This is a genomic window from Thermoflexus hugenholtzii JAD2, assembly GCF_900187885.1.
Lineage (GTDB): Bacteria > Chloroflexota > Anaerolineae > Thermoflexales > Thermoflexaceae > Thermoflexus > Thermoflexus hugenholtzii.
In genome coordinates this window covers 1-24101 of the sequence record NZ_FYEK01000071.1, presented here as the reverse complement: position 1 = coordinate 24101, position 24101 = coordinate 1, and the positions used below count along the sequence as shown (strand labels likewise).

Sequence of the window (24101 nt, the reverse complement as noted above, 5' to 3'; positions counted from 1 at the left end):
AGGATGATCCGGCGGGTTCTGGTCGATGGGTACAAGTCTCTTCGGGGTGTGGAGCTGGCCCTCCGTCCGCTCACGCTGATCATTGGGCCCAACGCCGGTGGCAAGAGCAACCTGTTCGATGCCCTCGGGCTGCTCAGTCGGATGGCGACCCGGCCTTCTCTGGCGGATGCCTTTCGGGAGCACCGGGGGGATCCGCTGGAGGCTTTCTATTATGGTGAGGAGGGGCTTGCAGGCCTGTTGCGCCGGGATCATGCGGAGTTCACCATGGAAGTTGATGTGGAGCTGAGCGATACGGCGATCCGGCGTGCGGAGCAGTTGATGGACATCTATCGAGGCGGCAATGGGGAGTTACGCCCGGCCAAAGCCTCTCGTCGGATCACTGAGCGTCTTCTGCGCTATCGCCTGACCGTGGCGATCTGCCCCAAGACCGGAGTCCTGCGCGTTCAGGATGAATCCCTCCGGGCCTTGACCGAAGTTGGCGGGGAGTTGCGCCCCGATGAGCGTCGCCGTCCCTTTCTGGAGCGGGTAGGAAACCGTTTGCGGCTGCGGATGGAGGGTCAGGCCCGTCCGATGGAATATGAGATCGGGTTGAATCATACAATCGTCTCCCTTCCAGTTTATCCACCTCATTATCCCCACTTAGTGGCCTTTCGCGAAGAATTGGCCAGCTGGCAGTTCTATTATTTCGAGCCCCGTCAGATGCGGGAGGAGAGCCCGGTGAAAGAAGTGGAGGTTCTCACCTCATCCGGAGGGGATCTCGCCGCCTTTTATTACACACTCCAGCGCCGGGATCCGCTTCAGTTTGACAACCTGCAGCGCGTCCTGCGGGCCCTGGTTCCTTCGGTGGAGGGATTTTCGACCGAGCTAACCGATGAGGGGAAAGTCCGTTTGAAGATCCGGGAGGGAGGAGTGGATTTCTCCGCTCGCTTGATCTCTGAAGGCACGCTGCGACTGCTGGGGCTCATTGCGATCCTGAGCCCCTCCAATCCGGCTGCTGTCATCGGCCTCGAGGAGCCGGAAAACGGAGTCCATCCCCGGCGATTAAAGATCATCGCAGACCTGCTGCGTGAGGCCTCTCGACGCAGGCAGGTTCTCATCAACACGCATTCCCCTCTTCTTCCGGATTATCTGGGCGATGAAGCTCTTCTCATTCGATGTGTCCGAAGGGACGGAAGCAGCTCGTTTGAGGAGCTCACGGGAGCTGTGGGCCTCTTTCGCCGTCCGGCCGTGGGCGAGGCGCTGGAGGAGGAGGAGCCCTCGATCTCGCAGCGTATCTTGCGTGGAGACTGGGGATGAGTCGGGCTCTTCGGGTGGTATATTTCTTCGAAGATATCGCCCACGAGCGCTTTGTGCGGAGCCTGACGAAGAGAGTTGCCCGGGAGTGTGGGGTAGAGATCGAAGAGGATGTTCGGAACGCAACTCATGGGAGCAAGGTCTGGAGCGAGTGGCGACAATTCCTCAGAGAGATTCGGAAAGGGTGGGTGCCACAACCGGATGTGCTGGTTGTTGTAGTGGATGGGGATTGCAGGGGCGCTGCGCAAGTCCGTCGTCAGCTGGAGGAGGAAGCGTTTCGGATCGAGCCCCGTCTTTTCTGCTTGGTTTGTGCGGTTCCGGATCCTCACATCGAGCGTTGGTATCTGGAGGATGCCGAAGCGCTTCCTCGGGTGGTGCCAGGGGCTCGCCCACGCCCTCTCCGTTACAAATGTAAGCGCGATCGGTATAAAAATGCGCTGCGCAATGCGATCCGTGCGGCGGGGGTGGAGCCGATCCTGGGCGGCGCGGAATACGGCGAGGCGATCGCAGAGGTGTTGAGACCCGAGAGGATGGACCGATCCTTCCAGAGGTTCTGGGAAGATTTGCGCGCAGCCCTTTGTGCTTTGCACGCAGCCTTTGGTTGATCTGGGGTGTGTTCTAAAATCGCCGGACAACCTGCAAGTCTTCGGGAGGTTCGTAATGGTCAGGCGGGGATCCGGGGGGAAGCCAGCGCCTGGCCCGTGGGAGATCTCCCGCGGGTGACGAGGGAGGCGGTTCCCCGCTCCGGCGGGGCTAACCCGGCTTCTGAGCCGGGGAAAATCGAGGCTTCGGCGGATGCCGCCAGGGGTCCGGCCGCGACCCCTACTTCCCCCCTCTGGAAGCCGGCCGACAAAACCGCCGGGCAACCGGCGGGACAAAACGGCCGGCAGCGGCCCTCGATCGCTCCTCCTGACAGGCCCTCCCGGCCGGATGCTGGCCCGGGAAGGGCGAAGGATGGTCTTCCGGAAAATTCCCCCTTCATCTCGGGAGGCTGCCATGTGTGGCATTGTCGGATACGTCGGGCACCGGGATGCGGTGCCCATCCTGATCGAGGGCCTGAGACGGCTGGAATACCGGGGTTACGACTCCGCCGGGCTGGTGGTGGTCCAGGACGGCCGGCTGGAGGTCCGGCGGCGCGCGGGGAAAATCCGCCAGCTGATGGACCTGCTGGAGGCGGAGCCGGCCTCCGGGTTCATCGGGATGGGCCACACCCGCTGGGCGACGCACGGCGCCCCCGCAGATCATAACGCCCACCCGCACCGGGATTGCACGGGGCGCATCGCCGTGATCCACAACGGGATCGTGGAGAACTTCCTCGAGTTGCGCCAGGCCCTCCAGGCGGAGGGCCATCGCTTCACCTCGGAGACGGACACCGAGGTCATCGCCCATCTCATCGAGGCGCACCTCCGCGCCGGGGCCGACCTGGAGACCGCCGCCCGCCGCGCCTTCCAGGCCCTGCAGGGCGCCCATGCCATCGTCGTCCTCTCCGCCGATCACCCCGATCGCCTCATCGCCGTCCGTATCGGCAACGCCGGAGGGGTGGTGATCGGCCTGGGGGAGGGAGAGATGTTCATCGCCTCGGACATCCCAGCCATCCTGGAGCACACCCGCCGCATGCTCTTCCTCGAAAGCCGTCAGATGGCCGTGGTGCGCCGGGACAACGTCCGGGTGTGGACTTTGGAGGGGGAGCCGGTGCACCTGCCGGTACAGACCATCCCCTGGGATCCCGTGGCGGCGGCCAAAGGACCATACCGGCACTTCATGCACAAGGAGATCCACGAGCAGCCCCGGGCGGTCACGGACACCCTGCGGGGACGGGTGGATTTCGAGCGCGGGCGGGTGACGTTGGAGGAGGTCCCGCTGAGCCCCGAGGCAGCGCGGCGGATCTCCCGCATCGTGATCGTGGCCTGCGGCACCTCCTACTACGCCGGGCTGGTGGGCAAGTTCTACTTTGAATCCTTGGCTCGCATCCCCACCGAGGTCGATTACGGCAGCGAGTTCCGCTATCGCGACCCCGTGCTGGATGCGGACACGGTGGTGCTGGCCATCTCCCAGAGCGGTGAGACGGTGGATACCTTGGCGGCGATGGAGCGAGCGCGGGAGGGGAGCGCGCGGTTGTGGAGCATCGTCAATGTCATCGGCTCCCAGGCCCACCGCATGGCGGATGCCTGCATCCTGATGCACGCCGGCCCGGAGATCGGGGTGGCTTCCTCCAAAGCCTTCACGGCCTCCATCGTGGACGAGCTGTTGCTGGCCCTGCGGCTGGCCGAGCTGCGGGGGACCCTGAGCCCCGAGGAGATCCGCACGCACGTCCGCGAGCTGGCCCGCCTGCCCGACCTCCTGGGCCGGGTCCTGGACCGGGAGGCAGAGGTGGTGGAGGTCGCCCGGGCCTTTTACCGTTATGAGGACTTCCTCTACCTGGGGCGAGGGTTGCTTTACCCCATCGCCCTGGAGGGAGCGCTCAAGCTGAAGGAGCTCAGCTACATCCACGCGGAAGGGTATCCGGCGGGGGAGATGAAGCATGGGCCCATCGCCCTGATCGATGAGCGCATGCCGACGGTGGCCCTGGCGTTGCAGGACCCGGTGACTTATGAGAAGATGCTCAGCCAGATGGAGCAGGTGCGGGCCCGCCGGGGGCAGGTGATCGCCTTGATCACCGACGGCGACCGGGCGGCATCCGCGCGCGCCGATGCGGTCCTCTCGGTGCCGCACGCGCCCCGCTGGCTTCAGCCGGCGGTGGCGGTGGTGCCGTTGCAGTTGCTGGCCTACCATATCGCGGTGCTGCGCGGATGCGATGTGGATCAGCCCCGCAACCTGGCCAAAAGCGTGACGGTGGAATGAGCCCGCTGGGGACGAGGTCAGGGGAGCAGATGTCCTGGACCGTGGTGATGGTCGGCCCCTTCGGCCTGCGCCCGCGAGGGACGATGGCGGCGCGGGCGCTGCCGATGGCGAGGGCCCTGGCCCGCCGGGGCCACCGGGTGGTCCTGGTGTTGCCGCCCTGGCCGAACGTCGAGGACGCAGGACGGGCCTGGGAGGAGGAGGGCGTGCGCATCCTCTACGTGCCGCTCTCTCCACGGGCGTGGCCGCCCCTCGCCCTGACCCAACGAATGGTCCGTCTTGTCCTCCACGAGCGGCCGGACGTAGTGCACGCTTTCAAACCCAAAGCCTACGCCGGGTTCGTCCACTGGATCCTCTATCAGCTGCGCCGGGCGGGGCGCTTCCGGGGCGCCCTGGTGGTGGACACCGATGACTGGGAGGGCCCGGGGGGATGGAACGATCGGAACCCCTATACGCCCTGGCAGCGGCGTCTGTTCGCCTGGCAGGAGCGATGGGGGATGACCCGCGCGGACGCCCTGACGGTGGCCAGCCGCGCCCTGGAGACCCTCGCCTGGGCGATGGGGATCCCGCGCCGCCGGGTGTTCTATGTGCCCAACGCTGCCCTCCTCCACGCCCCGCCGCGGGCGCAACCCCCGGGACCGCCTTGTGTCGTCCTCTACACCCGTTTCCTGGAGTTCCGCCTGGAGCGCCTCGTGTATGTGATGGGGGAGCTGGCCCGGCGCGCGGAGGATCTCGTCTTTCTTTATGTAGGCAAAGCGCTCGGTGATGAGGAGGAGCGGTTTCGCGTCGCCCTCGCCGAGGCCGGCCTGAGCGGGAGGGTCCACTGGGAGGGCTGGGTGGAACCCGCCCGACTCCCGGAGGTCCTGGCCCGGGGCCATGTGGCCCTTTATCTCATGGACGACGACCTGATCAACCGGGCCAAGTGTCCGATGAAGCTCATCGACCTGCTCGCCGTCGGGCTCCCGGTGGTGGCTGACGCCGTGGGCCAGGTCCCCGAATACATCCGTCACGGGGAGACCGGATGGCTGGTCCCGCCGGGGGATGCGGCGGCCATGGTCGAGGCGGCCTGGATGCTGCTGCAGCGTCCGGAGGAGGCGTGGCGGATGGGGGAGAGCGCGCGACGGATGATCCTCGCCGCCCATCAGTGGGAACACCGGATGCCGACCCTGGAGCAGGCTTATGCCTACGCCGTGGACCGAGCGACAGCGCGTCCTTGAGCGGGCCGTGCGGGAAGCCCCCCGCGGGATCCGCTGGACCCTCACCCTGGCCTGGATGGGGGTGATCTTCCTCCTGTCCGCCCAGCCTCATCTACCTCAGGCTCCCGAGCCATGGCTGGACACGCTCCTCAAGAAAACCGCCCACGCCCTGGAATATGCGATCCTGGCCGCGCTGGCCCGCTGGGCGCTGCAGGCGGAGCCGGTGAAGCATCCCGGTCTGCTGGGATGGCTGTGGGCGGTCCTCTATGCGATCACCGACGAAGCCCATCAAAGCCTGGTCCCTGGGCGTCATCCCAGCGGGTGGGACATCCTCATCGACGGCGCGGGTGCCTGGCTTGGCGCGGGGGGATGGCCGATGGGGCGTGTTCGCAGAGGCCATAGTGCCGCACGGCGGGAGGAGCTGGCCTCCTCTATCCAGGGAGACCTATGAGGACTTCCGGCGTTCCCGTTGGGTCCCTGGTGATCACCGAAAGCGGATGAACGGGAGGTTGTCAGATGCCACGGCTGAACCACGTCGCTATCGTAGTGGAGGATCTCGAAGCGGCCCTGCCCTTCTTCCGGGACCTGCTGGGTCTGCCCCTGGCGCGGGTGGCGGACGCTCCGGCCGAGCAGGTCCGCGTGGCTTTCTTCCCCATGGAAGGGGGAGAGATTGAGCTGGTGCAGCCCACGGATCCGGAGTCCGGGGTCGCGAAGTTCCTGGCCCGTCGGGGCCCGGGCCTGCATCACATTTGCGTAGAGGTGGAGGATCTGGATGGGACCTTGAAGCGGCTGAGGGAGGCCGGCGTGCAGCTCATCCACGAATCCCCTCTGGTGGGGAGCGATGGGACGCGGTATGCCTTCATTCACCCCCGCAGCGCCTTTGGGGTGCTGGTGGAGCTGTATGAACGGGCGTCCGGCGCGTAAGGGAGAGCCCGGGGATGGAGGTGGTGTTCGACGGCCGGGTGATCCAGGATCGCTTCCCGGGGATCGGACGCTACGCCTTCCGCCTGCTGGAGGCCATGCTCTCGCTGGAGCCCGGGCTGCGCGTGCGCCTGCTCTACGTGCCGCATGCGCCCAACCGGCGCTGGGATCTCCAGACGTTAGACCGTTTCCCGGCTGTGCAGCGGATCCCGGTTTCCATCCCTCCCTTTGTGCCGGCGGAGCATGGGGTGATCCCTTGGCTTCTCCGGCGATGGCCGAAGGCCCTGGTCCACGTGCCCCACTATGCGGTCCCCCTGGGTCTGCTCCGGCGGTCGGCGCCGCTCGCGGTGACGTTGCATGATTTCGCCCCGCTGCGCCTGCCCGCCGCCTGGTCCCCGCTCCAGCGATGGCTCTACCGGTTCTGGCATCGATGCGTCCTGGCCCGGGCGGATGCGGTCTTCGTGATCTCCCGGGCCACGCAGGAAGACTTGTTCCGCCTCTTCGGCGTCCCCCGCGGCCGGGTGGCGGTGACCCCTGAAGCGGCCGACCCCCATTTCTTCCCGCGCCCTCCCCAGGAGGTGGCGGAGGTCCTATCCCATTACGGCATCCGGCCGCCGTATGCCCTCTGGGTGGGGGTGAACAAGCCATCGAAGAACATCGATCGATTGCTGGAGGCGTGGGCGCGCGTGCGGGGGCGGCTCCCGGATCCATCGGCGACCCTGGTCCTGGCCGGCCCGCGGGATCCCCGTTACCCGTTGCGGCTCCGGCCGGGCGTGCGGGATCTGGGGATGGTTCCCGAGGAGGATCTGCCGGCCCTCTACAGCGGAGCGCGGCTGTTCGTTTTCCCTTCCCTCTGGGAGGGCTTCGGCCTGCCGGTGCTGGAGGCGATGGCCTGCGGGGTGCCGGTGGCGTGCTCGGACATCCCGGCGTTGCGGGAGGTGGGAGGGGAAGCGGCGATGTTCTTTGATCCCCGGGATGTAGAGGGGATGGCCCGGGCGCTGGAGGCCGCGTGGCGACGCGCGGAGGACCCCGCGTGGCGGGCGGCGGCGCGGGCCCGCGCCGGGCAGTTCTCCTGGCAGGAGACCGCCTGGCGCACCCTTGGGGTTTATCGTGAGCTGGGGTGAACCCTACCCCGGTCTTCGATGCGACAAGGGGTTGCGGCCGAAGCCGCTCCTGCAGGCATCGGTCTTTTTGTAGCCCCGAACTCTTGTTTTTGAACCCTGATGGGTCGCGGCGGAAGCTGCTCCTACAGCTTTAGCCCTGAACCTCCGTCCTCGAGACGGCAAGGTTGTGTCGAAAGCTGCTTCTACGAAGAGATAGGGGCTGCCCGGAAGTCCGGGATCTCTCCTGTCCGCATGGCCGGGGCGCCGGGAGGATTCCCCACGGTATGCTGAGCGCAGAGACCCGAAGGAGGCGAAGGCGATCGGCCTCGCTCCCCGGGCAACCGAAACAAAAGGAGGCCCCCATGGAGCGTGAGTTTCTGAATCCACTGGTCGCTCTGTCCGAGGCCCTGGCGGAGGCCGCCGCGCGAGGGGCGGCGGCCACGGTCACTGTGGACGCGCGGGATCGCTGGCCGGCCAGCGGGGTCGGCTACGCGGCGGACCTGGTGTTGACGGCGGACCACGTCATCGAGCGAGAGGAGATCCGGGTGGTGTTGCCGGACGGCCGGGAGCGGACGGCCGTCCGCATCAGCCGGGACCCCGCCACGGATCTGGCGCTGTTGCGGGTATCAGAGGGCTCGGTTCCGGTGCTGGAGATCGCGGAGCGGGAACCCCGAGTGGGCCAGATCGTCCTGGCCCTGGGGCGGCCCACCTCAGAGGGCATCCAGGCCAGCCTGGGGGTGATCACCGCGGTCGGTGGTCCGCTCCGCACCCCCTGGGGCGGATGGTTGGAGCGCTATCTCCGCACCGATGCCACCATGTATCCGGGCTTCTCGGGAGGCCCGCTGATCGATGGGGAAGGGCGAGCGGTCGGGATCAACACCTCCGGCCTGGCCGGGATCCCGCTGTCCATCCCCATCCGGCTGGCCTGGCGGGTGGCGGAAGCCCTGGCCCGTGAAGGGCAGGTCCGCCGGGGCTACCTGGGCATCCGGACGCAATCGGTTCCCCTCGCCCCGGCGCAACAGGAGGCCCTGGGGCGTCCTCAATCCCATGGGTTGCTGATCGTGGGGGTGGAGGAAGGCAGTCCGGCAGCTCAGGCCGGGTTGCGCCCGGGGGACATCCTGACGGCCTTCCAGGGCCATCCGGTCCAGGAGGTGGAGGATCTCCAGACCCGGCTCTTCGGGGATGTGGTGGGTCGTTCGGTTGAGGTGGAGGTGCTCCGGGGGGAGGAGCGGCGGACGCTGTCGCTGATCATCGGGGAGCGTCGGGAGGCATGGGAGGCGGAGCGATGGCCTTTCCGGGGTGGACCGTGGCGGGGCTTCCGGCGGCGGTGGATGCCGCCCTGGGGGCCGTCCTGGAGCAGGTGATCCCGGGCGTTGTGCGGGTGTGGAACGGCCGCGGGGGATTTGGGGCCGGCTTCCTCGTGCGGCCGGGGCTTGTGGTCACCAGCGCCCATCTGCTCGCCCGCGAGCCCCATCGGGTGACCCTGTGGACGGGGGAGCATTTGCCGGCGGTGCCAGTCATTGTGGAGCCGGAGCTGGATCTGGCGGTGCTCCGGCTCCCACAGCCGGTGGGGCCCGCGCTTCCCCTTCGCGATCCGGCCACGCTCCGGGCGGGATCCCTGATGCTGGCCCTGGGGCATCCATGGGGCGAGCCTTATTCCGTCACCCTGGGGGTGTTCAGCGGATGGGTGACCGTCCGAACCGGCGGCCCGCGCAGGACGCTCCGTCTGTTGCGCACGGATGCGGCGCTGGCGCCTGGGAACTCCGGTGGCCCGCTGCTGGACGCCTGGGGACGGGTGGTGGGGGTGAGCGCGATGGTGGTGGGTGGGGATCAAAGCCTGGCGGTCCCGGCGGACGCAGTAGATGGGCTGATCCGGGAGGGGAACGGATGATCCGCGTGGCCGTCGTGGCGGCCGTTCCGGCCCTCCGGGCCGGACTGCGCGCGATGCTGGAGGGGGAGGAGATCCGGGTGGTGCAGGAGGCGTCCTCCCTAATGGATCTGGGGCGCTCCAGCGCTGAGGTTGTGGTGGTGGCGGGGGTGCACCCGGCCATGGATGCGCGATGGGGATGGCGGGAGTGGACCGGCGAGGGGCCGGCGGTCCTCTTCTTGGTGGAAGATGCGGAAGGGGCGGAGCGGCTGCTCCCCTCCATCGCGATGAGTTTCCCGATTTACGGGGTGCTCCTCTTTGAGACCTCAGCGGATGCACTGCGGGCGGCCGTGCGGGCCCTGGCGGAGGGCCTCTTGGTGATCGATCCCCGTTGGATGCCCGGGTTCGGGGCGCGGCCGGAGGGGATCGAAGAGCCGGGTGAGCCGCTCACGCCCCGGGAGCTGGAGATCCTGCGGTTGCTGGCTGAGGGCTTGGCCAACAAAGAGATCGCGGCCCGGCTGGGCATCCGCGAGCGCACCGTGAAGTTCCATATCTCCTCAATTTACCGAAAACTGAATGCTGTCAATCGCGCCGAAGCCGTCCGCCAGGGCCTGCGCCGGGGCCTGATCGCCCTGTAGACGCTCCGTTCACGTTTATCCTCTTGCTCAGGGGAGCGAAGGGGACCGTTGATGTAGATTGGGCTATCATGAGTCACGAGAATGCCAACCGGGAGGGGAGCGACATGGGCGTGATCCGTTTGGGCCTTCGTCAGTTCAGGGATCGTCTGGGATATTACCTTCAGCGAGTCAAAGAAGGAGAGACCATCATCCTGATGGAGCGCGGTGAGCCGATCGGGCAGATCCTTCCCTTCTCTGAAGATCCTCGAGGCCGCATGACTCAATTGATGCGTGCCGGGCTGATCGAGTGGAACGGCCACCTGCTGCCCCCCTATCAACCCGCAGTCCGGCTTCATGGTCCGGGGACGCTTGCAGAACTGGTGTTAGAGGATCGGGAATGAAAGTCCTGTATCTGGATACCAGCGCCCTGGTCAAGCGTGATGTTCAGGAGACACACAGCGATCAGGTGGCCCAGCTGCTGGAGGGAGAGGTGCTTGCGGGAACTGTTATCCTTGCCCAGGTGGAGATGGCTTCCGCCTTGAGCAAAGCGATCCGCCTGGGGTGGCTTTCCGCGGCGGAAGCCGGACGCGCATGGCAGGATTTTCTAAGCCACTGGGCGTTCTACGTTCGGCTTCCTGTGACGGGGGCCTTAGCCCGGCGTGCTGCGGACCTTTCGTGGCGTTATGGGTTGCGCGCATATGATGCGGTTCACCTTGCAGGAGCTCTCACGTGGTCGGAGATGCTGGGCGCGGGCATTCTTTTCGTGAGCTTTGACCAGCAACTGGTTCGGGCGGCCGAACGAGAGGGATTGCCGTGCTGGGCGTTTGGATCCCGGGCGGGATCGAGCGGGTGAGGAGGACATGCGGGCTGGATCCAGGCCGGGCCTCAGCGGGCTTTCGGGCGGGTCTCGTCGATGAGGGCGGCGAGGCGACGGTAGGCCTGGGCGCCGGGGTGGCTGGCCATGAGCTCCAGGAGGCTTTTGCCGGCCACCGGCGCCTCCGCGAAGCGGATGGTCTGGGGGATGAAAACCGGGAACACCTTCCGACCGAAGGCGGCGGTCAACTCCGAGAGCACATCCCGATGGTGTCGGACGTGGAGCTGGACCATCGTCGGGAGGATGCCCAGGAGCTCCAGGGAGAGCCCCAGTTGCTGACGCAGCCGCCCCACTGCGATCAGCAGGCCCTTGAGGCTGCGGAGCGATAGATAGTCCGGCCGAATGGGCACCAGGAAGGCGTCGGCGGCCGTGAGGGCGTTCACCGTCAGCGGGCCCAGGCCGGGCGGCGCGTCGATCAAGATGTAAGCGTAGCGTTCCTGGGCCGGCCGCAGGACCTCCCGGAGCCGATGTTGCCAGCTGGGCCGTTGATGCAGGCTCATCTCCGCCTGGTGGAGCTGGAAAGTGGCGGGAGCCAGATCCAGACCCGGGCGTATGCTCCGGATCACCTGGGCCAGGGCAATGCCTCTGAGCAGCGCGGCCTCGATGCCGGAGGGGAGGTCCTCGTTGATCCCGAAGGCCGCCGTCAGGGCCGCTTGAGGATCCAGATCCACCAGCAGGGTGGGCGCTCCCCGTTCCGCCAGGGCCACCCCCAGATGAACCACCGTGGTGGTTTTGCCCACTCCCCCTTTCTGGCTGACAACGGCGATCGTGCGGGCCAATCCCGCCTCCCATGTTTCGTCTTTCGGATTCCAACCCGGCGCCAAGTTCATCCTGGGGCCGGGATGCGCTCACGTTTCCTCGGACGGGATGGAGGAGGGCTCCGGTCCTTCAAGGGCGCCCCACCAGCGGCGGAGGCGCTCGGCGACCTCCCGTTCGTAGCCCTGATCCGAGGGCCTGTAGAACCGGACCCGGGGGAGGCCGACGGGCCAGTAGGACTGGCGGATGAAGTGCCCCGGGAACTCGTGGGGATATTGATAGCCCTGGCCGTGGCCCAGGGCCTCCGCGTCCCGGCTGGCGTCCTTGAGGTGCGCGGGCACCTCGCCGGCTCCATGCGCTCGCAGGAACTCCAGGGCCCGGAAATAGGCTCCGGCGCTGTTGCTTTTAGGGGCAGTGGCCAGGTAGAGGGTGGCCTCCGCGAGGTGGTAGGCTGCCTCCGGCATCCCCACCCACTCCAGGGCCTGGGCGCACGCCGCCGTGACCACAATGGCCATGGGATCCGCCAGCCCGATGTCCTCCGCTGCCAGGATCAGCAGGCGTCGCATGATGAAACGGGGATCCTCCCCGGCATCCACCATCTTCGCCAGCCAGAACAAGGCGGCGTCGGGGTCGCTGCCCCGGATGGACTTGATGAAGGCGCTGATCGTGTCGTAATGAGCCTCCCGGTCGTAGGCCAGGGCTCGCCGCTGGACCACCGCCTGGGCGATGTCCATCGTGATGCGGATCACCCCGTCCGGTCCGGGGGCGGTGGCGCTGACCGCCAGCTCCAGGGCGTTCAGGGCGCTGCGGGCGTCCCCTTCGCTGAGCCGGGCCCAGAAGCGGAGGACTTCCTCCGGGACCTCAATGGGCTGCCCGCCGTAGCCGTTCTCAGGATCGGTCAGGGCGCGGCGCAGCAGAGCCAGGATCTCCTCTTCAGTGAGGGGACGGAACGAGAACACCCGGGAGCGGGAGACCAGGGCGGGGACGACGGCGAAGTAAGGGTTCTCGGTGGTGATGCCGATGAACACCACCGTCCCGTCCTCCACGTGGGGGAGCAGGGCGTCTTGCTGGACCCGGTTGAAGCGGTGGAGCTCATCGACGATGAGGAGGGTGCGCTGGCCGTAGAGACGGCGGCGTTCCCGGGCTTCCTGGATCACCCGACGCAGGTCGGACAGGCCGGCGGTGACCGCGCTCAGGTTTTCCACGTGGGCGCCGGCGGCCTGAGCGATGAGCAGGGCCAGGGTGGTCTTCCCGGTGCCCGGGGGACCCCAAAAGATCATGGAGTTGAGCAGTTTGCCTTCTTCGATCAAGCGCCGGAGCGGGGCTCCGGGCCCGATCAGGTGGTCCTGGCCGAGGAACTCCTCCAGGCGCCGGGGCCGGAGGCGGGCCGCCAGCGGCGCTTCCCGCTTCCAGTACTCCGCCCGCCCGTGCGTGAAGAGATCTCCCATTCCCGCCATGGACAGGTCCCCTTTCGGAAGCGTGTGGGGTTGCACGCTTCATCGAGACGACGGCGGAGGGGACATAGGTTCCCGACGGGCCGCCCGGGGATGCGCTCGGCGGTGCTCCGCGCGGATGATCGCCAGGATGTCCGCCACCGCCTCGTCCAGATGCTGGTTCCGGTTGACGACCACGTAATCGAACTCCGCCCAGTGCTTTAATTCCTCCTCCACCGCCTGGAGCCTCCGGGCGATGGATTCCGGGCTCTCGGTGCCGCGGGCGCGCAGGCGCTCGATGAGCTCCTCCCGGGAGGAAGGGATGACGAAGATGAACACCGCTTCGGGGATCAGGCGGCGGAGGGTGGCCGCGCCCTGCACATCCACCCGCAGGATCACGTCCTTACCGCTGGCCAGGGCGTTCTCGATCTCCCAGCGGGGGATGCCCTTGTAATCCCCGTAGACCACCGCGTATTCCAGGAACTCCCCGGCCCGGATACCGGCCTCGAACCGTTCCCGGGAGAGGAAATGGTAATCCACGCCGTCGACCTCGCCGGGGCGCGGGGGACGGGAGGTGGCGGTGACCACGAAGTGAAAGGGGACCTGTAGCTCCTTCATCCGCCGGATCAGGGAATCTTTCCCGGCCCCGGAGGGTCCGGAGATCACCACCACGAGGGGCTGGGTCGGGCGCTGGGCCAGCCCCTCAAGGGTGACGGCCGGAGAGAAAACCGTTTCCATGGTTTCCGCGCCTTTCCGTTTGCTCATCGTGCTCCGCATGCGGTGGGATCGCTTCTCATTTTACCTGAACCCGTGCGCTCCCCGCCGGACCCCTGGATCGGGCTATAATCAGGAATTGCCTCCACGGTGGAATCCTGTTGGGGAGGGTTCCGCATGCCGATTTATGAGTATCGCTGCCGTCGGTGTCGGCGTCGGGTCACGGCTTTCTTCCGCACTTTTTCGGAGGTCGACCACAGCCAGGTCACCTGCACCTACTGTGGGAGCTCCGATCTGGTCCGTCTGATCTCCCGGGTTCGGGTGCTTCGCTCGGAGGAGGCGCGGCTGGAGTCTTTGGCGGACGCGGACTGGATCGGGGATGTGGACGAGAAGGATCCTCGCTCCATCGGCCGCTGGATGCGGCGGATGACGCAGGAGCTGGGGGAGGAGCTGGGCGATCTGGGCCCGGAGTTCGAGGAGGTCATCGAGCGCCTGGAGGCCGGCCAGACGCCGGAGGAGATCGAGAAGGCGATGCCCGAACTGGCCGGCGAAGGCGAGGGAGGGGAGGAGGAGGGCGAGGGATCTGCCGGAGAGGAATGAGAGGTGAACACGGTCCGTCAAGAGAGTCATCGAGTGCGTTCTCTGGGGCTCCGGCTCGCTACCCTATTGCTTCTGGGTGGGTTGGGGTGGGGGCTCTTCGGACCTTTCCTGTCTCTCCCCTATTTGTTCGATGATCCGGTTGTCCTGCAAGCGGCGCGGGATGCCCGATGGGCTGAGATCTGGACCTCTCTTCGCTGGCCGGTGGGTTACTACCGATCCCTCGGCCTCACGCTCTGGAAGGCGGCGGACCTGTTATGGGGGAAGGGTGCTGTCCTCGCCCTTCGGGGATTGGGATTGGCGCTGCACATTTTCAACGCCGCTCTGGTGGGCCTCCTGTATCGGCGCATCTCCGGATCCGGATCGCAATGGACTGCGCTCCTGGCGGCGTTTTGGTTTCTTCTGTTCCCGTTCAGCTTGCAGGCGGTGATTTATCCAAGCGCTCTGATTCATCCGCTGGTTGCCTTCTTTGCTTTATTGGGGGCCCTGCTGGCTTCTACCCATACTCTGCGCGGGATGGTTGGAGCGCTTTTCCCGGTGGCGCTGGCCCCCTTCGCGGCCGAGCACGGCGTCATGGCGGGCTGGCTGGTCTGCTTGGCGGCGATGTTATCTGGTAAGCGCCCTGTGGCCACTGATCCCCGCGTTCGGATCTTTGCCTGGATCTATGGAATGCTCCCTATGGCCTCCCTGGCGCTCTGGGTTTCCCTTGCTGGGCCCGGAAAGGCGATGCGAGGCCTACCGGTTGCGGATTGGGGACGGAACGCGCTTTATTTCCTTCAAGGACTGATCACCCCGCTTCCTCAGGCGATCCCCGCTGGCTGGCCGGCCGGGTCTGCGGCGCTGGCCTTACTCGGGCTGATCGTCCTGGGGGCGCTGGCTTTTGTGTTTTATCAGTCCGGTTACATATCAGTCTGGGTGGTAGGAGTGGGATGGTATGGGCTGGCGGTGCTTCCGGCGCTGCTGACGCGACCCTTCGTGTATGTCATGGACGGCCCCCGCTTGATGTATCTGGGGGCAGCGGGAGCGGCCTGGATCTGGGCGGAGGGGATACAGTGGCTTGCCCGGCGCCCTTCATGGGGGAGGATCCTCGCCGCTGTTGGAATCAGTGCCGTGGCCCTTGCCCATGGCGCTTTCCTAAAGAACATGCTTGAGCAGTTGAAGGCAGGCGGCGCTCTGGTCCGGGAAACCTTGAGACAGGTGCGGGAGGTCCCCCCGGGTTCTACGCTTGTGTTCATCAATTATCCCAGTTGGCTGGCCAGCTCATCGGAGCGCTATCCATTCGGCCACGAAGGGATCCCTCTCATCCCAGACTATGTGGGCATCGGGGCGTTCCTGCACGCTAATCTGGGGGAATCATGGGAGGTCCTTGCCCTCTCATTCCCGGACGTTCTGCAACCGTGGCGCTTCCGGTATGGGACGCTGGGATCCTGGCCGGGCTGGGAAGGAATGGCGGAGATCGTGCAACGTGCGGACGCCGTTTTCCGAGTGGATTATCGAACGGAGGGATCCTTGCGTCTCGTGCGAGTCGGTGGCCGCAGGCCGTGTCCGTTCGAGTGGGCATCTTTTGGGCCGGGGTCGCTGGTTCTGTGCGAAGCATCTGTGGAGCGGGGAAAAGGGGAGCTGATTGTTCTGACGACCTGGGCGCTTCGTGCTCCGGTTCATGAGGACTGGACGGTTTTCCTTCACCTCTATGGGCCCGACGGTCGTCTGGTGGCCCAAGAGGATGGCTATCTCATCGGCAAGACGTTGCCGCCGCGCTGGATGCGCGTGGGCGCCAGCGTGCAGGATATCCGGCGCCTTCCCATATCTCCGACAGCATCCCCCGGCGCTTACCGAATCGGATTAGGGGTTTACCGATCGGATACCGGCGAGCGTGTGAATTTCCACTCGGGCATGTTTGTCCCTCAAGAAGATCGAGTCGTTCCACTTGCAGCAATTGATCTGCCATGAGCTCCTCTCGAAGCGGCGAGTTAAAGAGCGCGATGGCATACCGGGTCCTGGCCCTTGTGGGGTTGCTGGTTGCATTCGCCCTGCGCGTCCATCGCCTGGGCGAGGCAAACGTCTGGTGGGACGAAGGGTTCACCATCGGGCTGGCCCGCCGTCCGTTCCCCGAGATGATTTGGGGGACGGCGCGGGACACTCACCCCCCGCTTTACTATGCGCTGCTCTGGCCCTGGATCCGGCTGGCGGGGGATGGGGAGTTCGCCGCTCGATTCCCATCAGTGGCCTTTGGGGTCCTCACCGTGGCCGCAGCGGGGGCTGCCGGCCGCCGGCTGGGCGGACCCGGCGTCCAACTCCTTGCCCTCTGGCTTCTGGGTCTCTCCCGTTTTCACATCTGGTGGTCCCAGGAAACCCGGATGTATGCCCTGGCGGCCCTTGGGATCGCCCTCTCCGCGTTCTTTGCGTTGCGGGTCGCATGCAAACCGGGTTCCTTCCGGATATGGGGCGCGTGGGCGCTGAGCAGCTCAATCGCCCTCTTCTCGGTCTATCTGGCCCTCTTCGCCTGGATCCCCCAGAGCCTCAGCCTGCTGTGGGCCATCCCCCGGCGCGCTTGGCCGCGATGGCTGCTCGCCCACGGAACGCTCGCGCTCCTGATGCTCGGGTGGCTCGCCTTTGCCTTGCCTCGCATGGCCACCTGGTCGGCGGGCGGTCCGCCCCCTGGGTGGTCCGCCGTGTTGCAGTTGAGCGCGGTGCTCTGGACGACGGGGATCTCGACCGATGTGGAGCGATGGGCTGGGCCTGCTGTGCTTCTGATCGCCGGGATGCTCCCCGGGATCGCCGTCGCCGCGCGGGAAGCCGTGCGCGCGACGCGCCGGATACGGGATCTGTTTCCTCTGGCCCTGCTCAGCATCGGGCTGGCTCTCCAGCCCGTTGCGGTCTGGCTGATCACCCGCCCCCGGTCTTTCCTGTATACGCCCCGCCTGGAGGCGCGTTACTTCCTCCCCGCTCTACCTTACTTCAGCCTCTTGCTGGCGTTCTCCATCGCCCGGGCTTTCTCCATCCCCCGCCTCCGACCTTTCGCCCTTGTGCTGGCGCTGGGCGCCTTCGGCCTATCGCTGGCCTCGCTCCCAGCGTATTACGCCAACCGCCACTGGCGGGCGGATCCGGCCCTTCTTCCCTTCCTGATCCGGGTTTACGCTCGACCCGGGGATGGCGTGATCCTGGTCTCCGGGGACCGCGCGCCGGAGTTTCAGTATTACTACGAGCGGATCGATGGGACGAACGGCCTCCCGCCGGTGTATCCGGTCCCCCGGCAGGCTGTCCCGGTTCGATCGGACACGGTGGGGGGGGAGCTGGAGGGGATCGTTCGGGCCCATCCGCGGATCTGGCTGGCCCGGGTGGAAAGCCACCTCCAGGACCCCGAGGGCTGGGTGGAACGGTGGCTGGACGCCCATCTTCATCGCGTGTTGGAGTTCCCCTTCGGCCACAACGCTCTGATCTTGTATGTAGCCTCTCCTCAGGAGCCTGCGGTCCCCGCGGAGAACCTGGCCCGCTTGAACGAAATCCATCGCCTGAAGGATCCGTCTGGAATCTTCCTCGGATACGATCGGGTGGGGCGTGGGTTCCGGCCCGGGGAGACCATGCGCATCGGCCTTTACCTGCAGCCTGGCCGTCCGCTCTCCTTAACAGTGGAATGGATCCGCAGGCCCGATCAGCGGGTCGCTCGGACGGAGCTCCATGTCCCGGCGGGATCAGGGATCCGACGGGGTTCGCTGGAACTTCCCGTCACCCCTTACACGCCTTCGGGAGATTACGTCGTCTGGGTTGAGGCGGAAGGAGACGGATCGGTGACGATCCCGGCGTTCCGGGTGGAGGGGACGATCCCTCCTCCTTCCCCCTCGGAGATCGCCCGTCCGATGTCCGCGCGCCTGGGGAATCGGATTCGCTTCCTGGGTTACAGCCTGTATGGGGTCCAGCAGGGGGATCCACCGGAGGCGGCGCCGGGGGATACGCTGTTTCTGGACCTCTACTGGGAGGCGGAGAGTCCGATCCCCCGTTCCTATGTGGTGTTCACCCATCTGATCGGAGAGGCCTGGAACCCGGCCACCGGCAACCCGGTGTGGGCCCAGGACGATCAGGTTCCCCTGGAGGGGGCGTATCCGACCACCCACTGGATCCCCGGTCAGCCGTTGCGGGATCGCTATGTGCTCCGGCTGCCAGCGGAGATGCCCGCCGGGGACTATCTCCTGGAGGCCGGGATGTATCTGCTGGAGACCGGGGAACGGCTGCCGGTGAGCGGGGAGGGGGCCGATCCGACCGCCCGCCGTCTGATCCTCGGCCTCATCCGCGTGCGCCCGCGGCGGTGAGCCGCGCGCTTCCTTATCTTGGCCCCCTTGCCCTTCCACGGGGCTCGGATCAAACTTCTTCCAGGAGAACACCCGGGCTGGAAGATCTCTGCTTGGCCCGAATCCGATACGAAGCCTTTCAAAGGGAGGTTTCCGGTGGAAGCGTTGAAAGAAGCGATCCGGCGTTATGGACGTCATCTGGGGAACGGCATCATCAAAGTGGATGCCTTCCTGAACCATCAGATCGACCCCGCCCTGATCGCCGCGTGCGGGCAGGAGCTCGCCCGGCGGTTCCGCCACCTGGAGCCCACCAAGGTGCTGACCGCGGAGATCTCCGGGATCGGGCCGGCGCTGATGACCGCCTACGCCCTGGGGGTGCCCTTGGTCTTCGCCCGCAAGCACAAGCCCCTCACGATGGGGGATGACGTCTTTTTCGCCACCGCTCCCTCCCACACTAAAGGTGGGGATGTGACGTTGCTGGTGGCCGCCGACTATCTGCGGCCGGGGGATCGGGTCTTGATCGTCGACGACTTCCTGGCCACCGGGGCGACCATCTTGGCGCTGGCCCGGCTGGCTCAGGCCGCTGGCGCTCGGGTGGTGGGGATCGGCGCGGTGATCGAGAAGCGCTTCGAGGGCGGGCGGGATCGACTGCGATCCCTGAACGTGCCCATCGAATCCCTGGCGGTGGTCACCGGCGTGGAGGGCGACCGGATCCTCCTGGAGTGAAGCCAGATAGCGCGTCAGGTTTGTGAGAGCCGCACACGGAGCGCAATGGATGGAACCGATCCCAGTCTTGAAAGATCGACGGATCGTCCTGGGGATCACGGGGGGGATCGCCGCGTATAAGGCGGCGGACCTGGCCAGCAAGCTGACCCAGGCCGGCGCCCGGGTGGACGTGGTGATGACCGCTGCCGCCACGCGCTTCATCGCCCCGCTCACCTTCCAGGCCCTCACGGGCCGGCCGGTGTACACGGATCTCTGGACACCCACCCCGGAAACCGCGTTGCCCCATATCGCCTTGGGCGAGGCCGCGGATCTGGTGGTGATCGCCCCGGCCACGGCGGATTTCCTGGCCAAGATGGCCCATGGCCTGGCGGATGATCTGCTCAGCACGTTGTGCTTGGCGGCCCGGGCGTCGATCTTGGTCGCTCCTGCGATGGACGGGGGGATGTGGTCCCATCCGGCGACCCAGGAGAACGTGGCGCGGCTCCGGGCCCGGGGAGTGGAGATCATCGGCCCCGCCTATGGCCGCATGGCTTCCGGCCTGGAGGGGTGGGGACGGATGGTGGAGCCCGCAGAGATCCTGGGACACATCCGCCGGGCGCTGGGGCGGAACGGCCCGCTGGCCGGCCGCCGGGTGGTGGTCACCGCCGGCCCCACCTATGAGCCCATCGATCCCGTTCGCTTCATCGGGAACCGATCCTCAGGGAAGCAAGGCTTCGCCCTGGCCCAGGCCGCCCTGGACCGCGGCGCGGAAGTGGTGCTGATCGCCGGACCGGTTGCCCTGGAGACCCCTATCGGGGCCCGCCGCATCGATGTGGGGACCGCCGCGGAGATGGCGGAGGCGGTCTGGCGGGAAGCCGAGGCCGCCGATGTCCTCTTGATGGCCGCCGCGGTGGCGGATTACCGCCCCGCCCAAAGCCGGCCTTTTAAAATCAAGCGGGGGGAAGGGCTCACCCTGGAGCTCATCCCGACGGTGGACATCCTCGCGGGCGTGGCCGCCCGCCGCGCCTCCGCCGGCAAACCCCATGTGATCGTAGGGTTCGCTGCGGAAACCCGCGACCTTCTGGAGAACGCCCAGGCGAAGCTTCAAGCGAAGGGGCTGGACCTCATCGTCGCCAACGATGTGACGGAGCCCGGGGCCGGGTTCGCGGTGGACACCAATCGGGTCACCCTCATCGACGCCCGGGGCCGCATCGAGCCGCTCCCGCTGATGAGCAAAGCCGCCGTCGCGGAGGCGATCCTCGATCGCGTAGTGGCGCTGCTTTCGGCGACCGGGGGAGGATAACCGTCCCGGTGGACGTGGCTCATCGCCCGTAGCGCCCAACCAGTCGCCCGATCCCCCGGATGTGGCCCTGGATGGCCTGCTCCACCGCTGCGGCGTCGGCGCCGGGCGGAAGATCCAGGGAGATGTCCAGGGCGTAGAGCGTGAACCGATAGCGGTGGGCCGGGCCCGGCGGCGGGCATGGGCCTCCGTATCCGATACGCCCGAAGTCGTTCCGCCCCTGGAACCCGATACCTTCCACCGCAGGCTCCGCCGGCACGCCCTCCGGGAGCTCCGTGCGGTCGGGCGGGATCTGATACAGCACCCAATGGATGAACCGTCCTCCCGGCGCATCCGGATCGTCCATGATCAGCGCCAGACTGCGGGTTCCCGGCGGGGGCGCGTCCCAGCGCAGAGGAGGCGAGCGATCCGCTCCGGTGCATGTATACGCCACGGGAATCGGATCCCCATCCGCGAAGGCCGGGCTGCGGAGCCGGAGCTCACGGATCTTCTCCTCCGGTGTCGCAGGGACAGGAGCGGCGGTGGGTAAGACCGGCACAGGGGAGGGCTGGCCTGCTGGAGTTGGGGAGGCCGGCACGGGCGATGGCCGGCATCCGAACCCGAGGATCAGCAACAACCCGATCCGCCCGCAAGCTCCGATTCCCCTCATCCAATCCTCCTTCCATTGTGTGGTGAAGGGGTGATGCGCCTTTCTCCGGCCCCGTCCGGCTTCATTTTCGCCCGTTCTGGGGATGGCGGGAAATCCCGGCAGGGGCTCTGGAAAGTTCGCGTGATCCGGGGTATGCTGAAAAGAGGTGGCTCCTTCAGCGCCTCGAAGCGGTTTCCCGGGCGGAGGGAGCGATGGAGGATTTCGGACTTATCCTGCTGGGTTATCTTCTGGGCTCCATTCCCACCGCTTACCTTGCCGGCCGCCTCCTGCGGAGGGTGGATCTGCGGCAGTGGGGCAGCCGCACGATCAGCGCGACCATGGTGTATTACCACGTGTCCCGCTGGGCCCTTCTCCCGGTCGGCCTCCTGGATGTCCTGAAGGGAGCCGCGCCGGCTCTCCTGGCCATGAGCCTGGGACGTCCCCGGGGCGTGGCGGTGGCCGCCGGCTTGGCCGCTGTGCTGGGTCATAACTGGCCGCTCTTCCTGGGCTTCCACGGCGGTCGGGGCATCGGGCCCTTCCTCGGGTGGCTGGGGGTGCTGTTCCCTCCCGGGGCGCTGTGGATCCTGGGAGGCCTCGCCGTCGGGCGAGGGCTGCGTCTGACCGCGGTGACGGCCCTCCTGGCCATCGCGGCCCTGCCGGGCTTCGTCCTCCTCCTCAACGGGCCGTCGGAGGTCGTCGCGGGGGCGCTGGGCATGCTGGGGATCACCGTAGTCAAACGCCTGGAGGCCAATCGGGAGCCGCTTCCGGCGGACCCTGCGGAGCGGCGGCGGGTGCTCTGGCGACGCCTCTGGCTGGACCGGGATGTTGCTTCCTGGGAGGCCTGGATGTTCCGCCACCCGGGCCGGCCATAACCCTTCTCCCTCCGGTCTCTACAGGCCCTGGGGATCCTCACACGCCGGACGCTTCGAGGCGCGGGAGCGCAGTCCTGCCCGATCCCTTCTCCGAGGGAGAGCCATGGCGAGGATCGCGGTGGTCACGGATAGCGTGGCGTGTCTGCCCCCGGAGCTGGTCGAGGCCTATGGGATCCGCATCGTCCCTGTGCGGATCCTCCTGGGCGAGCGGGTCTTCCGGGACGGCATTGACGTGACGGCGGAGGAGGTCTATGCCTGGCAGCGCGCCGGCATCATGCCAACTTCCTCCCAGCCGTCCATCGGGGATTTTCTGGAGACTTATCGGGAGCTGGCTCGGCAAGCGGACGGGATCGTCTCTATCCACGTTTCGGCGGCGATGACCGGCACCTATAACGCGGCCCTGCTGGCCGCTCAAATGGTCCCCGAGGTGCCCATCCGGGTGATCGACAGCCAAGCGGCCACTATGGCCCAGGGCTTCCTCGTCCTGGAGGCGGCCCGGGCTGCGGAGCGGGGAGCATCTCTGGACGAGATCGTCGCTCGGGTGGAGGCCCTTCGCCCCCGCCTTCGCTTCTTTGCGGTCCTGGAGACGGTGACCTATCTCATCCGCAGCGGGCGGGCGCCGGCCCTCGCGGCCCTGGCCGTGGACGTGTTGCAGATCAAGCCGATCCTCACCATGCAGAACGGCCGCATCGAGGTGCTGTCGAAAGTGCGTACCCGGCGTCGGGCCATCGAGGAGATGATCGAACGCATGGCGCGCGACGTAGGGGATCGGCCGGTGCACGCGGCGGTTTTCCATGCAGCGGCCCTGGAGGAGGCGGAAGCCCTGCGGCAGCAGCTCCTCGCCCGCTTCGACTGCCGGGAGTGTTACCTCACCGCCTTCTCCCCTGTGATGGGCCTTTACGCCGGGCCAGGCGTGCTGGGGCTCGCCTATTACACCGAGGAGGATCGCTAAGGGAAGAAGGTGGGGGGATCTTTTCACGGCTCCCAGAAGAACTGCATCAGCACCGCCACGTAAGGCCGGCCGTCCACATACGCGATCCCCACCACCCAGGTCCGCCAGTCCAGCTCATTGCCCGGCGTCCCCGGCCGGTGCAGGCTGTAGAAGTTGAAGGCCCGGTAGGCCTCCGGCCACGCGGGCTGATAGGTCACCGGCGGCACCAGCAGGCCGCAGTGCCGCTCGTGGGGGCGATCGATCACGTCCAGCAGATCCGGCAGCACGGCCTGGCGGAAGGGGCCGACGATCTCCATGGCGCTGGCCGGGTGAACACCCCAATGCACCGGCGTCTCGTCTGTGAACAGGGTGATCGCCTGCTCCGGACGGATCCGGACCGCGTCGCTGAGGCGGTTGACGTGGAGATGCAAGCCGTGGACCGGGCTGATCAGCGCGGCCAGCGCCGGACCGTCCCGCCCTCGGATCGCGGCCTCCAGGCGGTCGATCAGCGCCTGGACCTGCGGATCCGCGCAGAAGGCCTGGGGGGAAACTTCCTCCGTCAAGAAAGACGCGTTCACCCATCCGATCCGCCCGTCCGGCAGCCGGACCTCCACCCAGCGGGCGCCCTGAACGGTCTGCTCCCGTCCCGTGGGCAGCAGCCCGGTCGCGTCCGGGAGCAGCTCGGCCAGGATCGGCTGATCCGGACCCGGTCCGGTGCGCACGTGAAGCCGATCGGTCGGTTGAACTCGCACCACCGCCAGGGGCCGGAGCGGCGGGGCGGAGGTGGGGGTGAGCATCGCGGTGGGCGTGGCCGTCGGCGCCTGCAGCGGCGGAGCCGGCGTGGGCGTCGGGCTCGGCGTCCCCCCGGCCTGACAGGCCAGGAGCAGCCCGGCGATGCCAAGCCAGGCGATCCCATTTGTCGGTTTCATTGGTCCTGCTCCTTCAGGGTTGGCGCATGGATATGGTCGCTCGAGTGAAAGACGCTCAACAGGTCCTCGGAGTTCCCAGCTCCCATCTATTGTGGCATGCCCCGACAGATTTTATAAGAGGGTAGAAGTTACGCGATTGGACGTGCCCTTCTCTGACCCCATCCCCTATAAGCCGGGGGGAGTGATCGGGATCGACAGCCATGAGGGGAATCTGACGGCTTTCGTGACCTCCACCAGTGAG

At 67.0% G+C, this 24101-nt stretch carries 23 protein-coding genes; 18 read left to right on the top strand and 5 right to left on the bottom strand.

The genetic code is table 11. From position 1 onward, the window contains the following. The first annotated feature begins 3 nt into the window (after positions 1-3). The 11 genes from CFB18_RS12755 to CFB18_RS12700 all read left to right on the top strand — a co-directional run bounded on the left by CFB18_RS12755 (position 4) and on the right by CFB18_RS12700 (position 10688). Positions 4-1296, top strand: a complete 1293-nt coding sequence (locus CFB18_RS12755) for an AAA family ATPase (protein WP_159461753.1) — start codon at positions 4-6, stop codon at positions 1294-1296. A 993-nt stretch (positions 1297-2289) separates the two neighbouring features. Beyond that, positions 2290-4134, top strand: a complete 1845-nt coding sequence (glmS, locus tag CFB18_RS12745; RefSeq protein WP_088572178.1) for a glutamine--fructose-6-phosphate transaminase (isomerizing) — start codon at positions 2290-2292, stop codon at positions 4132-4134. 29 nt (positions 4135-4163) lie between these two features. Beyond that, positions 4164-5348: a glycosyltransferase family 4 protein gene (locus CFB18_RS16345; RefSeq protein WP_159461752.1), complete on the top strand. Its 1185-nt coding sequence runs from the start codon at positions 4164-4166 to the stop codon at positions 5346-5348. Then, entirely contained in the window at positions 5311-5778 is a 468-nt protein-coding gene (locus CFB18_RS12735; protein WP_088572176.1) for a VanZ family protein, read from the top strand. Before CFB18_RS16345 ends, CFB18_RS12735 begins: the two co-directional genes overlap by 38 nt. Before the next feature lie 65 nt (positions 5779-5843). Next, the gene (mce, locus tag CFB18_RS12730; RefSeq protein WP_088572175.1) at positions 5844-6251 is read left to right on the top strand and encodes a methylmalonyl-CoA epimerase; all 408 of its coding nucleotides are present in this window, start codon (positions 5844-5846) and stop codon (positions 6249-6251) included. A 14-nt stretch (positions 6252-6265) separates the two neighbouring features. Further along, the gene (locus CFB18_RS12725) at positions 6266-7372 is read left to right on the top strand and encodes a glycosyltransferase family 4 protein (RefSeq protein ID WP_088572174.1); all 1107 of its coding nucleotides are present in this window, start codon (positions 6266-6268) and stop codon (positions 7370-7372) included. Between the two features lie 341 nt (positions 7373-7713). Next, the gene (locus CFB18_RS12720; RefSeq protein ID WP_088572173.1) at positions 7714-8715 is read left to right on the top strand and encodes a S1C family serine protease; all 1002 of its coding nucleotides are present in this window, start codon (positions 7714-7716) and stop codon (positions 8713-8715) included. Continuing rightward, positions 8637-9242 (top strand): S1C family serine protease, encoded by a 606-nt coding sequence (locus CFB18_RS12715; RefSeq protein WP_159461751.1) that lies wholly within the window; start codon positions 8637-8639, stop codon positions 9240-9242. Before CFB18_RS12720 ends, CFB18_RS12715 begins: the two co-directional genes overlap by 79 nt. Further along, a complete protein-coding gene (locus CFB18_RS12710) occupies positions 9239-9856 on the top strand; it encodes a helix-turn-helix transcriptional regulator (RefSeq protein WP_088572171.1) in 618 nt (205 codons plus the stop codon). The genes CFB18_RS12715 and CFB18_RS12710 overlap by 4 nt, the downstream gene beginning before the upstream one ends. Before the next feature lie 104 nt (positions 9857-9960). After that, complete coding sequence (locus CFB18_RS12705) at positions 9961-10236, top strand: type II toxin-antitoxin system Phd/YefM family antitoxin (RefSeq protein ID WP_088572170.1); 276 nt, start codon at positions 9961-9963, stop codon at positions 10234-10236. Further along, complete coding sequence (locus CFB18_RS12700; protein WP_088572169.1) at positions 10233-10688, top strand: type II toxin-antitoxin system VapC family toxin; 456 nt, start codon at positions 10233-10235, stop codon at positions 10686-10688. The genes CFB18_RS12705 and CFB18_RS12700 overlap by 4 nt, the downstream gene beginning before the upstream one ends. A 32-nt stretch (positions 10689-10720) precedes the next feature. On the opposite strand, the gene CFB18_RS12695 is transcribed toward CFB18_RS12700, so the two are convergent. The 3 genes from CFB18_RS12695 to CFB18_RS12685 all read right to left on the bottom strand — a co-directional run bounded on the left by CFB18_RS12695 (position 10721) and on the right by CFB18_RS12685 (position 13663). Beyond that, positions 10721-11488, bottom strand: a complete 768-nt coding sequence (locus CFB18_RS12695) for a ParA family protein (protein ID WP_159461750.1) — start codon at positions 11486-11488, stop codon at positions 10721-10723. Positions 11489-11557: 69 nt separating this feature from the next. After that, positions 11558-12922 (bottom strand): replication-associated recombination protein A, encoded by a 1365-nt coding sequence (locus tag CFB18_RS12690; RefSeq protein WP_200808218.1) that lies wholly within the window; start codon positions 12920-12922, stop codon positions 11558-11560. 39 nt (positions 12923-12961) lie between these two features. Then, entirely contained in the window at positions 12962-13663 is a 702-nt protein-coding gene (locus CFB18_RS12685) for a guanylate kinase (protein WP_200808217.1), read from the bottom strand. Positions 13664-13789: 126 nt separating this feature from the next. On the opposite strand from CFB18_RS12685, the gene CFB18_RS12680 reads away from it, so the two are divergent. The 5 genes from CFB18_RS12680 (at position 13790) to coaBC (ending at position 20503) form a co-directional block, all read left to right on the top strand. Beyond that, positions 13790-14212: an FmdB family zinc ribbon protein gene (locus CFB18_RS12680; protein WP_088572167.1), complete on the top strand. Its 423-nt coding sequence runs from the start codon at positions 13790-13792 to the stop codon at positions 14210-14212. A gap of 33 nt (positions 14213-14245) precedes the next feature. Continuing rightward, a complete protein-coding gene (locus tag CFB18_RS12675; RefSeq protein ID WP_143597616.1) occupies positions 14246-16159 on the top strand; it encodes a hypothetical protein in 1914 nt (637 codons plus the stop codon). A 32-nt stretch (positions 16160-16191) separates the two neighbouring features. Beyond that, positions 16192-18516: a glycosyltransferase family 39 protein gene (locus CFB18_RS12670; protein WP_159461749.1), complete on the top strand. Its 2325-nt coding sequence runs from the start codon at positions 16192-16194 to the stop codon at positions 18514-18516. Positions 18517-18651: 135 nt separating this feature from the next. Further along, complete coding sequence (gene xpt / locus CFB18_RS12665) at positions 18652-19221, top strand: xanthine phosphoribosyltransferase (RefSeq protein ID WP_088572164.1); 570 nt, start codon at positions 18652-18654, stop codon at positions 19219-19221. A 49-nt stretch (positions 19222-19270) separates the two neighbouring features. Continuing rightward, the gene (gene coaBC, locus CFB18_RS12660; protein WP_088572163.1) at positions 19271-20503 is read left to right on the top strand and encodes a bifunctional phosphopantothenoylcysteine decarboxylase/phosphopantothenate--cysteine ligase CoaBC; all 1233 of its coding nucleotides are present in this window, start codon (positions 19271-19273) and stop codon (positions 20501-20503) included. 19 nt (positions 20504-20522) lie between these two features. On the opposite strand, the gene CFB18_RS12655 is transcribed toward coaBC, so the two are convergent. Beyond that, a complete protein-coding gene (locus CFB18_RS12655) occupies positions 20523-21149 on the bottom strand; it encodes a YbhB/YbcL family Raf kinase inhibitor-like protein (RefSeq protein WP_088572162.1) in 627 nt (208 codons plus the stop codon). A gap of 191 nt (positions 21150-21340) precedes the next feature. Between CFB18_RS12655 and CFB18_RS12650 the strand changes: the two genes are divergently transcribed. Beyond that, positions 21341-22000 (top strand): glycerol-3-phosphate acyltransferase, encoded by a 660-nt coding sequence (locus tag CFB18_RS12650; RefSeq protein ID WP_088572161.1) that lies wholly within the window; start codon positions 21341-21343, stop codon positions 21998-22000. 103 nt (positions 22001-22103) lie between these two features. Next, positions 22104-22952: a DegV family protein gene (locus CFB18_RS12645; RefSeq protein WP_088572160.1), complete on the top strand. Its 849-nt coding sequence runs from the start codon at positions 22104-22106 to the stop codon at positions 22950-22952. 23 nt (positions 22953-22975) lie between these two features. On the opposite strand, the gene CFB18_RS12640 is transcribed toward CFB18_RS12645, so the two are convergent. After that, positions 22976-23860, bottom strand: a complete 885-nt coding sequence (locus tag CFB18_RS12640; RefSeq protein WP_088572159.1) for an SH3 domain-containing protein — start codon at positions 23858-23860, stop codon at positions 22976-22978. Between the last annotated feature and the right edge of the window lie 241 nt (positions 23861-24101).